Source organism: Blautia sp. MSK20_18, from assembly GCF_020553125.1.
Classification (GTDB): Bacteria; Bacillota; Clostridia; order Lachnospirales; family Lachnospiraceae; genus Blautia_A; species Blautia_A fusiformis.
Map to the genome: position 1 here is coordinate 80502 of NZ_JAJCGR010000007.1, position 16597 is coordinate 97098.

Annotated in this window: 12 protein-coding genes; 2 read left to right on the forward strand and 10 right to left on the reverse strand. The window is 46.0% G+C overall.

What is annotated here, in order from left to right:
- The first annotated feature begins 144 nt into the window (after positions 1-144).
- On the forward strand, positions 145-2277 hold the full coding sequence (locus LI091_RS06330) for a glycogen debranching protein (protein ID WP_118368423.1): 2133 nt from the start codon (positions 145-147) through the stop codon (positions 2275-2277).
- 59 nt (positions 2278-2336) lie between these two features.
- Positions 2337-3161 carry an ethanolamine utilization protein EutJ gene (eutJ, locus tag LI091_RS06335; protein WP_059085472.1) on the forward strand — a complete coding sequence of 275 codons (825 nt, stop codon included), beginning with the start codon at positions 2337-2339 and terminating at the stop codon, positions 3159-3161.
- Here the strand turns inward: eutJ and rlmD are convergent.
- The 10 genes from rlmD to LI091_RS06385 all read right to left on the reverse strand — a co-directional run bounded on the left by rlmD (position 3158) and on the right by LI091_RS06385 (position 16572).
- Positions 3158-4330: a 23S rRNA (uracil(1939)-C(5))-methyltransferase RlmD gene (gene rlmD / locus LI091_RS06340; RefSeq protein WP_265190944.1), complete on the reverse strand. Its 1173-nt coding sequence runs from the start codon at positions 4328-4330 to the stop codon at positions 3158-3160. The genes eutJ and rlmD overlap by 4 nt on opposite strands.
- Before the next feature lie 102 nt (positions 4331-4432).
- Positions 4433-5278, reverse strand: coding sequence for a class II fructose-bisphosphate aldolase (locus LI091_RS06345; protein ID WP_265190945.1), 846 nt, complete (start codon positions 5276-5278; stop codon positions 4433-4435).
- Between the two features lie 160 nt (positions 5279-5438).
- Complete coding sequence (gene iolE / locus LI091_RS06350; RefSeq protein ID WP_015524415.1) at positions 5439-6338, reverse strand: myo-inosose-2 dehydratase; 900 nt, start codon at positions 6336-6338, stop codon at positions 5439-5441.
- 25 nt (positions 6339-6363) lie between these two features.
- On the reverse strand, positions 6364-7377 hold the full coding sequence (gene iolG, locus LI091_RS06355) for an inositol 2-dehydrogenase (RefSeq protein WP_015524414.1): 1014 nt from the start codon (positions 7375-7377) through the stop codon (positions 6364-6366).
- A gap of 785 nt (positions 7378-8162) precedes the next feature.
- A complete protein-coding gene (locus LI091_RS06360; protein ID WP_237971435.1) occupies positions 8163-9206 on the reverse strand; it encodes a LacI family DNA-binding transcriptional regulator in 1044 nt (347 codons plus the stop codon).
- A 15-nt stretch (positions 9207-9221) separates the two neighbouring features.
- Positions 9222-10808 carry a response regulator transcription factor gene (locus tag LI091_RS06365; RefSeq protein WP_265190946.1) on the reverse strand — a complete coding sequence of 529 codons (1587 nt, stop codon included), beginning with the start codon at positions 10806-10808 and terminating at the stop codon, positions 9222-9224.
- Complete coding sequence (locus LI091_RS06370; RefSeq protein ID WP_265190948.1) at positions 10808-12547, reverse strand: cache domain-containing sensor histidine kinase; 1740 nt, start codon at positions 12545-12547, stop codon at positions 10808-10810. The genes LI091_RS06365 and LI091_RS06370 overlap by 1 nt, the downstream gene beginning before the upstream one ends.
- A 134-nt stretch (positions 12548-12681) precedes the next feature.
- On the reverse strand, positions 12682-14049 hold the full coding sequence (locus tag LI091_RS06375; protein WP_015524410.1) for an MFS transporter: 1368 nt from the start codon (positions 14047-14049) through the stop codon (positions 12682-12684).
- 304 nt (positions 14050-14353) lie between these two features.
- On the reverse strand, positions 14354-15301 hold the full coding sequence (locus LI091_RS06380; protein ID WP_015524409.1) for a substrate-binding domain-containing protein: 948 nt from the start codon (positions 15299-15301) through the stop codon (positions 14354-14356).
- A gap of 119 nt (positions 15302-15420) precedes the next feature.
- Positions 15421-16572: an iron-containing alcohol dehydrogenase gene (locus LI091_RS06385; protein WP_265190949.1), complete on the reverse strand. Its 1152-nt coding sequence runs from the start codon at positions 16570-16572 to the stop codon at positions 15421-15423.
- Between the last annotated feature and the right edge of the window lie 25 nt (positions 16573-16597).

Genomic DNA, 16597 nt, shown 5'->3' on the forward strand with positions numbered 1-16597 from the left:
TCAAGAAGATTTTCCCGAAGGTTCCCGCGTTATTGGAATGCTGCTGTTCACTTTGTTCTCAACAACCCAGCCTGTACTTTTTTCTGAAAATCAGTTATAATATTTTTGTTTGTAAAAAAATTTTCACCAAGGAGGATACCGGAAATGAAAACACAGAATCAGACTATGCTCTCTGAGAATACACTGACATCCCGGCCCACAGATATTATTGCGGGATTTCCTGTACGTCCCGGGTTTTTTGAATTAAATGGCGCTACTCCTCTTTCCAACGGAGTCAACTTTACCGCACATACCCGCCACGGTACATCCTGCGAGCTTCTTCTTTTCCACTACGGAGAAGAGGAACCCTTCGCAGTCCTTCCTTTTCCCAATGCCTGTCGTATCGGTGATGTCTACTCCATGATCGTCATGGGACTGGACATCGAAGATCTGGAGTACGGCTACCGCATTGACGGTCCTTACGAACCGGAAAAGGGTCACATCTTCGATAAGACAAAGGTTCTTCTTGATCCTTATGCCAAAGCCGTTGCCGGTCAGCGTGAATGGGGCCAGCAAAAGATCGGAAGCTATCATGCCCGTGTGGTACGTGATTCCTTTGACTGGGAAGACATGCCGCAGTCCACCCGTAAGATCAGTGACCTGATCATCTATGAGCTTCACGTCCGCGGCTTTACACAGGATTCTTCTTCCGGTGTTATGCACCCGGGAACCTTTGCCGGTCTTCGTGAAAAGATCCCTTATCTCAAGGAACTGGGGATCAACGCCGTAGAGCTGATGCCGATCTTCGAGTTCGACGAGAATATGAATGCCCGTACTGTAAATGGCAAACGGCTTCTGGAATACTGGGGATACAATTCTGTCAACTTCTTTTCTCCAAACACCAGCTACGCTTCCAAGCCGGAGCATAACTGTGAGGGAACTGAGCTGAAAGAGCTGATCCGTGAGCTCCACGAAAATGGCATCGAAGTAATTCTTGATGTTGTATTCAATCATACCGCCGAAGGAAACGAGCTGGGAAAAACCTTCTGCTTTAAGGGCTTTGACAATAAGGTTTATTATATGCTGACTCCAGAGGGAAATTACTACAATTTCAGCGGATGTGGAAATACTCTGAACTGTAACCATCCCATTGTACGTCAGATGATCCTTGAATGCTTACGTTACTGGACCATCAACTACCGTGTGGACGGCTTCCGCTTCGATCTTGCCAGCATTCTCGGACGCCATGAGGACGGTTCTCCACTTAACAATCCGCCCCTTCTGGAGCTTCTCGCTTACGATCCGGTCCTTAGAAATGTCAAACTGATCGCAGAAGCCTGGGATGCCGGCGGGCTGTATCAGGTTGGTTCTTTCCCTGCCAGCCGCAGATGGGCTGAATGGAATGGCCGTTACCGTGACTGCCTCCGTTCCTTCCTGAAGGGAGATTTCTGGAATGCTTGGGACGCTGCATGGAGTATTTCCGGTTCCGGTGATCTGTACGGAGGCTTTTATTCTGATCATAATGACAATTATGCAGGATACAATTCCTGTGTCAATTTCCTTACCTGCCACGATGGCTTCACCATGTATGATCTTTATTCCTACAATGAAAAACACAACGAAGCAAACGGCTGGAATAACACCGACGGTTCCAACGATAACCGCAGCTGGAACTGTGGAGAAGAGGGCGATTCCACCAACCCCGAAGTGCTCTCCCTCCGCTTCCGCATGATACGAAATGCCTGTGCTGTACTGATGTCCAGCCGCGGAACCCCGATGTTCCTTGCAGGTGATGAATTCGGAAACACAAAACACGGAAATAACAATACCTACTGTCAGGATAACGAAACCTCATGGATCAACTGGAAGCTTCTGGAGAAAAATCACGATCTTTTTGAATTTTTCAAATTTATGATCCGGTTCCGTAAAGACCACCCTGTTATCTCCCGGAAGCTTCCCAACGCAGTATGCGGTATGGAAAATATCCACACTCATAACATTGACGCAAGGGATGTGACCATTCCAAGAGATGCCCACACCTTCGCTGTAAGCTTTGCAGGCTATGATAAGAGCAAAGGCACTGATGACCTGATCTACATTGTGATCAACGCATACTGGGAGGACGTAACGGTCACACTTCCGGAGCTTGCCCGTCCCGGTGCATGGTATCTCTGTGTCAACACGTTCGGTGACGGAAATGGCCGTTATTTCTACGAAAAAGGCCAGGAGCCACGCATTGAACACGATTTCTGCATGCGGCCCAGATCCGTTGCCATCTTTACCGGCCGCAATTATTAGAATTTATATCAGGGGCAAAATTCTTTTTGTCCCTGTCTGAAAGAAATGGAGTATTTTGAATGGAATTAAAAAACAGAACTTTGTCCAATTTTGCAGAACTTGTAGAAACAGGTGAATGTAAAAAATTCCGCGGTCGTCTGAAGACAGGCATCGACCTTGGTACTGCCAATACCGTTCTTGCCGTTGTCGACCGGAATAACCGTCCCATAGCCGGAATTTCCGCACCATCCCATGCGATCCAGGATGGAGTGATCGTCAATTACTATGAATCTGTCCAGCTTGTGACAAAGCTTAAAAATGAGCTGGAGGAAAGGCTTGGCACAGAACTTATTTACGGTGCTGCTGCCATCCCTCCAGGAGTTTCTGAGGGCAGTGTCAAAAGCATCGGCTATGTTCTGGAGGGTGCCGGTTTCGAGGTTACAAATATCGTGGACGAGCCTACTGCCGCAGCTGCTGTCCTTAAGATCACAGACGGTGCTGTTGTGGATGTGGGTGGCGGCACAACCGGTATCAGCATCCTGAAAGACGGAAAAGTTATCTACACCGATGATGAGGCTACTGGCGGCAGCCATATGACCATGACAGTCGCCGGTCACTATAAGATCCCTTATGAGGAAGCCGAAGTATTGAAAACTACTCCGGAAAAAGAAGACGAAATTTTCCCTGTGATCAAGGCCACTGTAGAAAAAATGGCTGTGATCACCGAGAAATTTCTAAAGGGCTATCAGGTTCCGGCTGTTTATGTAGTTGGCGGTTCTTCCATGTTTAAGGAATTTACTACCGTTTTTGAAAAGAGGCTGAAGCTTCCGGTATACCGTCCGGTCCATCCGCTTCTTGTTACGCCCCTTGGCATCGCATATCACTGTGAGCTGCCAAAAATCTAAGCTCTTCCCGGTCTGGTCCTACGATTCTCCAGAAGGCAAACAACCTCCACTGAATCGGTGAGCGGGAACATATCAACCGGCTGCATCTTCTTTACCAGGTAATCTCTCTTAGTAAGGTAGGCAAGATCTCTTGCTAGGGTTTCCGGGTTGCAGGATACATAAACAATTTTTTCCGGTGAAAGAGTCAAAAGGGAGTGAAGGAATTTACGGTCACTTCCGGAACGTGGCGGATCCATGAGAACAACCTCCACCTTCTCTCCCTCTGCTGCCATTCCTTCCATAAACCATCCTGCATCTCCCGGAACAAAACGAACATTACGGATCTTGTTTTCCCTGGCATTCATTCTGGCATCACGGATAGCATCACGGTTCAGTTCTACACCAATGACATCCCTGGCATTCCCGGAAGCGATGATCCCGATAGTACCTGTGCCGCAGTAAGCATCGATCACCCTCTCTTTTCCTGTCATTGCCGCAAACTCCATAGCCTTTCCGTAAAGTACTTCTGTCTGCACAGGATTTACCTGATAAAAAGAAGATGGAGAAATACGGAAGGTCAGTCCCATAAGTCGATCTTTGATGAATCCCGGTCCGTAAAGTACGATATTGCGGTCTCCAAGTACCATGCTTGTCTGTCTGTCATTGACATTGAGAACCACCGTAGTGATCTCCGGATGCTCTTTACGGAGAGCTTTTACAAAGTTATTCTTAGATGGAAATATTGGAGAAACCGTAACTAATACCACCATGATCTCTCCTGTGGAAAAGCCTCTCCGCACAAGCACATGGCGGAGAAGTCCATATCCTGTATCCTCATCATAGGTCTTGATCTTAAAGGATTTCAGCATACCACGTATGGTACGGATGATCTCCTGACTTTTTTTATCTTCGATCATACAGTCATCTACGGAAACGATCCTATGACTCTTCTCCTCATAAATCCCGGAAATTACGTTTCCCTTCCGGTCACGGCCAAAAGCTGCATGAACTTTGTTTCTGTAATAATAGGGATCTTCCATTCCAATGATCGGCTCTACTTTTCCGAATTTTTTCAGAAGGCCTTCTGTAATTCTCTGTTTCCTGCGAAGCTGCTCCTGATAGGATACACCCTGATAACGGCAACCGCCGCATTTCTTCGCAACTGAACAGACAGTCTCTTTCTGTTCCATTTTTATCTCTCCTCTTTTATGGGCACAAAAAAGATGTTCCCAGTTATTTTCACTGAGAACATCTTATCAGACCTTTTCTTTTTTTACAAGAAAATCCTTGACCTACTCCTGATATGGCTCATTAAATACAAGAATATGTTTCTTCACATTCTCGTAAGTACCCTGGACCATAGCCTCATTGAGGTCAAAGAAATTATGCTTATCTGTTGATTCCATATATTTCTCCACATGAGCTGTCAGGCTGTTAAAGCTTGCTGTGGCAATATTCACCTTACGGATGCCAAGAGAGATTGCCTTCTGGAAATCTTTATCAGTGATGCCACTGCCGCCATGAAGAACCAGCGGAATATCCACTCTCTCATGGATCTTCTCCAATACATCAAAAGCAAGCGTCGGCGCTACCGGATAATTACCATGGGCATTACCGATGGCAACTGCAAGCGCATCAATACCTGTCTCTCTTGCGTAAACGACCGCATCATCCGGATCTGTGCAGCGGATACCGTGGTCACAGCTTCCATCCTCACTTCCGCCCACAAGTCCCAGCTCAGCCTCAACTGTAGCGCCGTATTTACGTGCTTTCTCCACAACGGCCTTTACTCTGGCGATGTTTTCCTCAAAAGGAAGCGTAGAAGCATCCAGCATAACCGATGTAAAGCCAAGCTCCAGAGCCTTGTCAACCGTCTCAAAAGTAAGACCATGATCCAGATGGACAGCCACATCCACCTTAGCCTCCTTTGCAGCCTGTACCATCATCGGTCCCATCAGGTGAAGCGGAGAATTTTTCAAACGCACCTCCGCGATCTGAAGGATGATCGGAGTATCCAGTTCTTCTGCTGCACGGATCGCACCTCTTACCATTTCCATATTACCAACACTGAAAGCACCGCAGCCAATATTTTTCTCTTCGGCACGTCTCAGCAGATCTTTCATTTTCACAAGTGCCATGATTCGGCCCTCCTGTCCTGTTTATCGTACACTGTTTGCATCTTCTTACAGAAAAAAGCGGTGTCAAAGCACTACTGGCTGATACCGCTTTTTCTATGCAAAGCGGACATCTTTATTCCGCTTAACTGTACATCAGCATGCACCTATTTCCCTGTCGTAATTATAAGCCTGTCTTCTCAGCAATGAATTTTCTTGCACGGATCGCATACTCAAGCGGATTAGCCTTAGCCGGATCCTGCTCAGCCTCAACAACCATATATCCCTCGTAGCCTGCATCCTCGAGAACCTTGAAGATTGGATCATAGTTGATGCATCCATCTCCCGGAATCGTGAAGGCACCGGCTCTTACGCCTGCAAGGAAGCTCATGTTTTCTTTCTTAACCTGCTCAACAACTTCCGGACGGATATCCTTCAGATGAACATGTTTGATCCTGTGAACATATTTCTTTACAACCTCAAGAGGATCCTCTCCACAGTATGTAAAGTGACCGGTATCAAAAAGAAGACTTACATATTCAGGATCTGTATTCTCCATCATACGGTCAACCTCAGCAAGGCTCTGTACAACAGTACCCATATGATGATGGAAAGTAAGAGCAATACCATACTCCTCTTTTGCGATCTTACCAAGCTTGTTCATACCTGTGCAGAAGGTATCCCACTCTTCGTCATTCATCTCATATTTATGTCCGAAAATCGGAGTATCCATCTGGCCCTGAACACTGTGGCTCTGCTCAGATGCGCCGATCACTTTCGCACCCATAGCTTTCAGGAAAGCAAGCTGTGCACGGAACTCCTTCTCAACCTCCTCAAACGGTTTGGTGATCAGGAAGCTTGAGAACCACTGGTTACAGATCTCAACACCACGAAGCTCAAGAGCCTTCTTAAGAACCTCAGGATCCTTCGGATACTTGTTACCCACCTCGGAGCCTGTGAAACCGGCAAGAGCCATCTCACTGACGCACTGCTCAAAAGTATTCTCTTTGCCAAGATCCGGCATATCATCATTTGTCCATGCAATTGGTGCAATACCAAGCTTTACTTTATTCTTATCAAACATTGGTCAATTCTCCTTTTTATTTGAATTATTCCATAATCTCAGAAATCTTAACCGGTCTGTGCTCCTCGCTGGATTTCTTAGCTGCAAGACCCATTAATACCGGCTTCAGACCATCATAAACATTAAGAGGTGTCTCTTTGTCATTAACGATCGCATCAATAAATGCTGCAACCTCTTTACCATAAGCGTCCATGTATCTCTCAAGGAAGAAGAACATCGGCTTCTCGCCTGTAACACCCTCAGCATTGCTGATCACTGTGGAAGACTGGCTGTCATTGGAAATAGCAGCCATACCATCAGAACCGAAAACCTCAGCTCTCTGATCATAGCCATAGGAAGCTCTTCTGCAGTTATCGATAACAGCAATAGCACCATTCTCCATCTGAAGAGTGATAACAGCTGTATCAACATCCCCAGCCTCACCAATAGCCGGATCAACCAGATTTGCGCTCTGAACATAAACCTCTGTAGCATCGCAGCCTGCAAGATAACGAACCATATCGAAATCATGAATTGTCATATCCAGGAACATGCCACCGGAAACCTTAACATAATCAATGCTAGGCGGCTCAGGATCGCGGGAAGTGATCTTGATGATCTCCGGTTTACCAACCTTACCAGCTGCAACAGCCTGCTGAAGAGACTCAAAGTTATGGTCGAATCTTCTGTTAAAACCAACCTGATATTTCAGATTTGTGCCCTCAAGAGCATCGATAACCTCTTTGATCTTGGCAATGTCATGATCGATCGGTTTCTCACAGAAAACATGCTTGCCAGCCTTGATAGCCTCTACAGAAATCGGAGAATGAGTATCTGTAGAAGAACAGATCAGAACTGCGGAAATCTCAGGATCGTTGATAATCTCCTTATAATCCTTAGTCGTGTGCTCAACACCCATGCTCTTAGCCCATGCAGCAGTCTCATCATTTAAGAAAGGATCTGCAACCGTCTTGATCACCGCATCCGGCACCCTTGTTGTGATACTGGTAATATGAACTCTACCAATTCTACCTGCTCCGATAATACCAACTTTAATCATAGTTTTGATCTCCTTTTGATTTATTTTCCCAATGTAATCTCTTTGCGTGTCCGAACACGCTCTTTATGCTTAATATAATATCATCGCAACACACAAATCGCAACCCCTAATATTGTACAATATTACCATCTTTTTTCTATTAAAAATGACGAGAACTATTTTTAGCCACAATATGTAATATTTTTAGGTCAACTTCACCAAAAACATCTCCAACACATTCCCATACAATCACCCTAATCATCCCACACGCCACCCCCTCCAAACATCCAACACAGCATCACAGCTCACATCCACTCAAGCATCCAGCACAGCATCACAGCTTACATCCCCTCAAGCATCCAGCACAGCATCACAGCTCACATCCACTCAAGCATCCATCACAGCATCACAGCTTACATCCCTTCAAGCATCCAGCGCAGCGCCGATGCCCACAACTCTCCCGGCAAACAGGCGCAAACTCAGCCCTTGCAGTCGTCCAGCGCAGCGCTGACGACCCACAACCTATCGTCAAACGACATTTTTTCTCGCTGGAAACACCAGCCGCGGAAGGGGATGCTGTCTGGCTCTGCTTCTGCAGGAGGGGAGCTGATTCTTGGACGGCGGGAATCTGCGTTGTTTTTCAAAAGTCCGCTGTCTGAGCGGCAACAGGCCGCGAGTTCGGACTTTTGAAAAACGCTTTTAGCAGATTTCCGGCGTCCTAGAAGCCAGCCCCCGACGAAGCCGCAGACCAGACAGCATCCCCTTCCGCGGCGTCCCTCCGCACAAAAAAAAGGAGACACCCCACTTCAGTGTCTCCCCTCCGGAATCGTATACTCATTCCTTATATATATTTCCGTAAAAATCTTCGCCCTCTCCGGCGCTTCCCCATTAAACAGCAGCCGGAACAAAATCATCACCGGCTCATACCCCTGTATCCTGGCATCCTGCCCGATCAGGAAATGAATAAACCCTTCCCTCATCAGCTCATAATTCCGCCCCATAAAATCATTGGCAACCATCTTCACCCGACCAGCTTTCCCCGCTCCGGCGATTGCCTCACACACCCCCTCCTCACCATGAGAAGTAAGATATATCCCGTCAAGATCCGGAACATCCTTAAATATCCCTTCCGTAATCTCCCTGGCCCTGCCATTCTCCTCAAAGCAATACTCCGGCCCAATGATCTCAATCCCAGGATACTTCCGCGCAATTTCCTCACGGAATCCAACCACCCTGCTGCTCAGAGAAGTATTGGTACTATAGCCGGAAATCACAGCAACCTTTCCTTTTCCACCGGTCAGCTCCCCCATAAGCCCCGCAGCCGCACGGCCACACTGCACACCGTTCTGCCCTACAAAGCAAAGCCGTTTCGTATCCTCCACATCCGAAGTAAACGTCACCACCGGGATCCGAAATTCCTCCACAAACCGGTCAATTTCCCTTTTCACACGTTCCTCATCCAAAGGAACCATGGCAATACCACGAACCTCTTCCATCCGCATCTTCTCCATGGCGAAAATAACATCCTCCGCATTCTGATGCTCGATCTTATGGACCAGGACTGTACCACCAAGATTATCCACCTCAGCGCACGCCTCCTGTATCCCCTTCAGAACTTCTTTCATAAAAGGTGTTTCCGCACCCTGCAGGATCACGCCGATCTTAATATTATTTCTGCTCATGGATAGAGCACGGCCCAGTTGATTCGGCTTATACCCCATCTCATCAGCGATGGCACGGATCCTCTCAGCAACCTCCGGACGGATCCTGCCCCTGTTATTTAACGCTCTGTCAACAGTACCTCTGGAAACACCGGCAGCTTCCGCGATCTGCCTTATAGTAACTCCCATACTAAGCACCTCTTTCTATGATAATCCGGATTCTTTTCTGTATTCCGCAGGACTTAAGCCCGTAAACTTCTTAAATGTCTTGGAAAAATAATGATAATCTCCAAAACCGGAACGCAATGCCACATCCTTCACTTTACAGTTTGTTTCTGAAAGAAGCTTCTTTGCACAGTCGATCCGAAGCTCCTGCACATAATTGGAAAAACCGATCTTCATCTCCTGTTTGAAAAGATAACTGAGATAAGCAGGATTTACCTCCGCCGCATCTGCTGCATCCTGGAGGCTGATCGGCGCTTCATAATGTTCCCGGATAAACTCCAGTGCTTTTTTCACAGCAGCAGAGATTCCCTCCGGAACAGCATCCTCTTCCCCCACAAAAAGCTGTGAAATACAGGCATTGCCCTTTTCCCTGAATTTCTCAAAGCTTTCGATATCTCCATACCAGATGGGCTCTTTCTCAATTCCGGCTGTCTGATTCAATTTCTTAAGCCACTGTACCAGAAGTCTTCCATCGGTATAGCGATCCTGACAGTCAGCGAGAACCTGTGTCCAGAGTTCCTCCGCTTTCTTTCGGTCTTTCCCTGCCTTCAGCCTGGAAATCTGCCCTTCCAGCTTCTCAGCACTTTCCGGCAGAACACTGTCCGCTTTCTTCCGCCCTTCAAAATAAAGGATCTCTTTTTTCTCATAAAAATGCAGCTTCATCATTTCTCTGGCCTGCTGATAAGCCTGGCGGATCCCATCCTCTCCCATGCAGACACTGCTGACACTGATACCAAAATCACAAAGATCCTCCTGACAGTGCCGGTAGCAGATCGCTGCTGCCTCAGTCAGTCTCTGCTGCATAGCCGATGTCCTGCAGTCTCCGGAAAGATCAAGAAAACAGCAAAAAATCCCTGCGCCAAGATAGACCACTTCCGCAAATTCACTTTCTGTCCCAAGAAGCTCCTCCGTACGTTCCAGCAGTCTGTGACGGAAATGATGGGAATACTGTTCCACTTCCAGCGGCGTCCATTGTCTTTCCCTCTCTGCCCAGTTCTCCATAAACATACAGATCACAGCACTGTTAAAATATTTCCCGGCGATTCCGGCTTCCACACGCTTTTCCTCACGTGCCTGATTTTTCAGCATCCCCGAGATCAGTCCGTTAAAAAAATAATACTTCAGAGCGTGACTTCCCAGATGGATCAGCTTTCTCGTCCGTGCCTGTTCCTGACTTTTTTCTCTGCGCTTCTCGATCAGCCGGGCTGATTTTTCCAGAGTATCATAAAGACTATCCTCATCCAAACTGTTCTTTAATACATATTCATCCGCCCCAAGGCGCATGGCCTCTTTTACATATTCAAAATCATCATGACAGCTGAGCACGATAATATAAATATCCCTGTTTTCCTCACGGATCTTTCTGATCAGCTCAATTCCATCCATCACAGGCATGGTAAGATCCGTCACAAGAACATCGATTTTTTCTTTCTGAAGGAATCCATAAGCTTCCTCCCCGTCTTCTGCATCATCCACGATCTCATATCCTGCTTTTTCCCAGGAATCCAGGGTTTTGAGATAGCTCCTTACAAGAAAATCATCATCTGCCACCAGTGTTCTGTACATTAATTTTTTCTCCCTTCTTCAGGCATATCATAGATCGCAGGCAGAAATACCGTGACCTCCGTACCGTTTCCACTGCTTACGTATTCCATTCCTCCCTGTGTCCCGTAATAAAGCTCCAGGCGTTCTTTTACATTTGGAATCCCTACTGCGGAAAGTCCGTTTGTTTTTTTTGCATGACTGTTAAAAAGATCTCGGATCTGCTCTTTTGTCATTCCTCTGCCGTTATCCTTTACTATGAGGATCAGCTTTCCTTCACTTACGTTTCCGCTGATCCAGATTTTTCCTGTTTGCCGTTTGATGTCGATCCCGTGAAGAAGAGCATTCTCCACAAGCGGCTGAAGGATCAGTCTTGGAATATAGCACCGGTATGCTTCCTCAGAGATCTCATATTTCACCTGAAAGCTTCCCTGATAGCGAAAATCCTGCAGATGGATATAATTTTTCAGTATATGGATCTCATCGGCAACAGAAAGGAAGCTTCCCTTTTTGTTGATACTGGCCTGCAGAAGCTCCACGAAATCTCCAATAAGCCCCGCCAGCTCTTTTTCCCCTTTCAGAAATGCCGCAAATTTGATGGAGTTCAATGTATTATACATAAAATGCGGTGTGATCTGATACTGCAGTGCTTCCAGCTCTGCATCTTTTTTCTGCTGTTCCTCTTCAATCACCTGGGCGATCAGAGCTTCGATATAATCCAGCATGTGGTTGAATTCTTTTCCGAGGGTTCCGATCTCATCAGCAGTAGTCACTTCTGTACGGAGGCTCAGATCTCCCTCACCAACCTTCTCAACCGTGCCAGTCATGGATCTGAGCGGTCCGCAGACTACTCTGGAGAGCCACAGTGCCAGCAGCACAGCTGCCACAAAAACTGCACCAAATATTCCGATCAGAAAGAGCCGCATCCGGGAAAGTCCGCTTAAAACTTCTTTTTTCGGTACCTCCAGATATAAGCCGCAGTCTGAAAAGCTACCTCTGCTAAAAAAAGAGATCACACCGTTTTTTTCTGCATAGCCTTCCATTTTAGGAACATTCTGGTCTGTAATCTCCGGAAATGTTTTTCCAATGTCACTGTAGTCTCCGGATGTCACGATTTCATCATTTCTGTCTACCAGAACTATTCTGGTGATCTTTTCATCATTGACAGCTTCCAGATATTCGTAATAAATTGCCCGTTCCCTGATGTCTGCGACAACATACCCCAGAATCTCTCCGTTATCATCCTCTACCTTCTGGATCACAGAAAGAAAGCTGCCGCCTTCATGGATCGGAGATTCCACAAGAACCGGAAAGGAATCCAGTTCCTGTATTTTTTCCAATTCCTCAATATGTTCTCCTGAAATCCCCTGCTTGTTTACCGGAAATTCCTCAGAAGTCACAGCCATTTTTTTGTCTGGAAAGACAAAGTAAAGGGAGTTGATATCTTTATATTCCCGACTGTGTTCCCGGAGAAGCCCGGCCATATTTTCCAGGCTGTTTTCATTTTCTGTACAGCTGTAGTCCTTCGCATTATTCCGTATATCTGTATCCCAGGCAGTTCTCGTATTCACATAATAAATCTCTTTCAGGGATTCGTCCAGCTCTTTTATAGTCTGCTGCATCCGTCCATACAGGATACCTGAATAATTTTCTTCGATCATCCCTGCTGCCCGAAAATAAAATACCACCGTAAGAGAACAGGCAGTAAACATGGTTACTGTCAGGATCGCCAGTAATATCTTTGCCCGGATACTTTTTAACATAGAACTCCTCCCTTCCGTAAAGCGGATATACGCCTCTCTATGCTATATGCCCATAAACGCAGGAAACAGCAGGAGTATCCTACCCCTGCCTGATTTCCTATTTGCGGTTGAATATATGTTTTACAATAAAATGTTTATAACTGTCCATGTGCCTCGCGCTCGGTAAGCTCCTGCATGATCGCCGGATACATTTTGTCAAGCTTATATCCGAAAAGCGTTACAATGATCACTGCTGCAATGAGGATCGGTCCAAATTTATAAAGAGAAACGATCATCTCCAGTGCTGTTTCCGGCTGTGCAGTTATTCCTGCAGATGAGCTTACATATCCGGAACTGCTTAAAAGACCTGTGATCACTGCGGAGGCAAGACCTGCGCCAACTTTTGTTCCGATGGAACCGCCTGCAAAGATCAGACTTTCCTGACGGATATGGTTTTTCCACTGTCCGAACTCTACTACATCACCAACCATACTGAATACAACTGCGTTCAGTGGAGCAAGTCCGATGGCACGTGTGACACAGCTCATAACCATGAAGCCGAAGCTGTATGGATTCAGGAAAAACAGAATCTGGCCGCCAAGTGCAACAAATCCACCGACAAATGCGATATTTCTTTTTCCGAATTTCTTGATCAACGGTGAGCAGATGAAGATTCCCACTACCAGAACCAGGGTTTCTGTAAGGAACAGTGCGCTGTACATCCATGTATCATTGTTGAAAATATATTTACAGTAGTACGGAAGAATGGTTCCTGTGATCGTAAAGGATACACTCTGCACTGTCCACAGAAGCATTACTGCCCAGAAATACTGATTTGCAAAAAGTGCCTTCAGCATTGTCGGAATCGGAAGCTTCTCATCTTTCTTTCTTGCTTCGATCTGAACCTTTTCCTCACATCTGAAGAAGCAGAGAAGCAGAAGTGCAAGTGCAAGCACTGCCCATACACTCATAACCTTGATCCATGCAGCCTGATCATTTCCAAGAAGCTTTACAAGCGGCAGTGTACAGGTTGCTGCAACGATCTTTCCGATAGGTGACAGTCCCATTCTCAATACACTGAGTTTATCTCTCTCTGATGATTCGCGGATCATCATTGAAGAAAGGCTTCCATATGGAAGATTGATCGCTGTATAGCATATGGTCGTACAGAAGTTATAGGTTACAAAGAGATACAGAAACTGAAGCATCCCTGTTGTACGCGGCACTGTGAAAAGCAGTACTGCTGACAGCGCAAACGGAATGCTCATCCACAGAAGCCAGGGTCTTGATTTTCCCCATTTGGAATTGGTCCTCTCTACAATGACACCCATGACCAGATCGGAAAATCCATCAAAGCATCTGGAAAGTAACATTACCAGTCCTACTGTTGCTGCGCTTATCCCTACATAATCTGTGTAAAACAGCGTCAGCAGTGTTCCGATCATTCCGAACACGATATTACATCCTACATCTCCTCCAGCATAACACAGCCCTGTTGATACCGAAAGTTTTTTCTTCTCCATCTTATTATCCCGCCCTTTCATTTCTTTTCGTTTTTTATTTTCGCTTTCCTTTTGATGATTCTATTTTATCGAAAATACAGGATTATCATAGTATGAGAAATTTTAGTTTTTTCGGTATTATTTTTACCTGACTGTTAAATCTGTACCAAAGTTTTTCTGATTCTGATATCTCTACATCCTTCTTTTGTCCTATTTTTATGTTTCGTGTTTTATTTTTGGATACCAGCCTGACTTTTTACCGAATCAGTCAATGCCTCTGCCGGATTGTAAAAAATAATAAGCAGCGGACGGAAACCTGCTTGTATCAGGGATGAGAATGTCCGTCATCCTTCATATATGTATCAATATTTTCTTCGGTAAGCACCTGGGAATCCAGAATCTCATCTTCTCCTGTTCCCTCTCCCTCCAGATCCTTCACAATATACCGGATGGTTTCATAACCGATCTGATAACCGGACTGCGCGCCAAGCGCCACAATACGCCCATCCTGAACCGCTTTCAAGGCATCTTCCTGAGCATCTACGGAAACAATAGAAATCTCCCGTCCTTCAGTTGCCTCTGAAAGCCCCAGGGCCGTCACTGCACTTGTGGCCATGATTCCGTTAAGATCCGGATACTTCACCAGGATCTCATCCACATCCTTCTGGGAAACCCGCATATTGCTGTATCCGTTCCGAACCATTTCAATGGTGATCCCTGGCTCTTTTTCCATATATTTTTCAAATCCGGCAACACGCATCCGGTGTCCAGCCTGCTTAAAATCACCGGCGATCACGCCAATCTTTCCTTTATGATCCAGAGCCTTTGCAAGCTGCTCGCCCAGCTCATAGCCTAGTTTTTCATTGTCAATTCCAATATAAGGGATTTCTGAATCCTCTATGGGAGTATCACAGGCATATACAGAAATCCCCTTTTCTCTTGCGAAATTTAAATAATCTTCGCATTCATAGGAATCTATAGGAGAAACTGCCATCGCCTGGATATCGGTTTTCAGAAGATCCCGGATCATATTTTTCTGAACCTCTTCTTCTGTTTCGGAATCCGGAGACAGAATCACCACATCTGCATGATATTTTTCTGCCGCATCTTTCATTCCGTCGCAGACAGACAACCAATATTCACTGCTTTTAGATTTTGTAACAACACCGATCGTTACCTGCTCTTCTTCTGTTTTCTTTGCAGAAGACCCGCATCCGGAAAGGCTGCAAACTCCTATGACTGCCACCAGAATACAGATATACTTTTTTCTCATGAAGGATACGCCTCCTTTTCTTTTGCAGCTATATTTGCCACGGGAAAAAAGACTCCGGAGCCTTTTTCTCCGGTCCGGAGTCTTTTCCTATCTGGCAATGCAGAGTTTACATTTACATTTTACCAGAGTTTTCTGTAGATTTCTTTTACTTCCTCTTCTGTTACATCACGCATGGTATTCTGAGGACTTCCACTGTCCATGGCATCATGTGCCATTTTGTCGATGACGTTGAAGAACTCTTCTTTATTGATACCGAACTGCTCCAGAGTCGGAGTATCCAGTTCATTTACAAGTGACTCTACTGCTTTCAGGAATTTCTCAGCCGCTTCCTGATCAGAATCAGTTGCATCCGCCACACCAATATCACGTCCCAACGCTCCGAATCTGTCGTATGTTCCGGGAAGCGCAAAGGTAAGGCACTCCTTCAGAAGCATGGCATTGGAAAGTCCGTGTGCTACATGGAACAGTGCTCCGATCGGACGGCTCATTCCATGGATAATGGTAACAGATGCATTGTTAAATGCGATTCCTGCCTCAAGAGCAGCGACAGACATCTGTACACGAGCTTCTTCATTCTTTCCGTCTTTATATGCAACCGGAAGATATTTAAAGATCCTCTTTACTGCAGATACTGCAAAAGTATCGGAAAGTGTCTGTGCTTTTCTGGATGTATAAGCTTCCACACAGTGGCAAAGTGCATCAAGACCTGTTGCTGCTGTGATCTTTGGAGGTGCAGTCATAGTAAACTGCGGGTCGATAATGGCAAGATCCGGCATGAGAACTTTGCCTTTAAGAAGCATCTTGATGTCTTTTTTGGTATCCGTGATAATCGTGAACTGTGTTGCCTCAGATCCCGTTCCTGCTGTGGTAGGGATCGCCGCCATTGGCGGCATCTTTACATCGATCACTTTTCCCATGTAGTCGGAAATGCTTCCACCGTTTACTACCAGTGAGCCGATGGCTTTCATAGAGTCAATAGGGCTTCCGCCTCCCAGAGCTACCAGGAAGTCACAGTTCTCATCTTTATAGATCTGTAAGCCTTTTTCGATCATGGTATCTGTTGGCTCACCACAGATGTCAGAATAAATGCTGTATTCAATGCCCTGATTTGTCAGCGCCTTCTCAACTTTTGCACAGTTTCCCAGGTCGATCATTACTTTATCGGTTACGATCAGAGCTTTTTTACCAAGGAGTTTCAGTGCTCCTTCTGCCATGTCCAGTGCTCCGGAACCGGAAATAATTTCTCCAGGTACAATAAATTCTCTTGCCATTGTCAAAATCTCCCTTCAGTCAGTA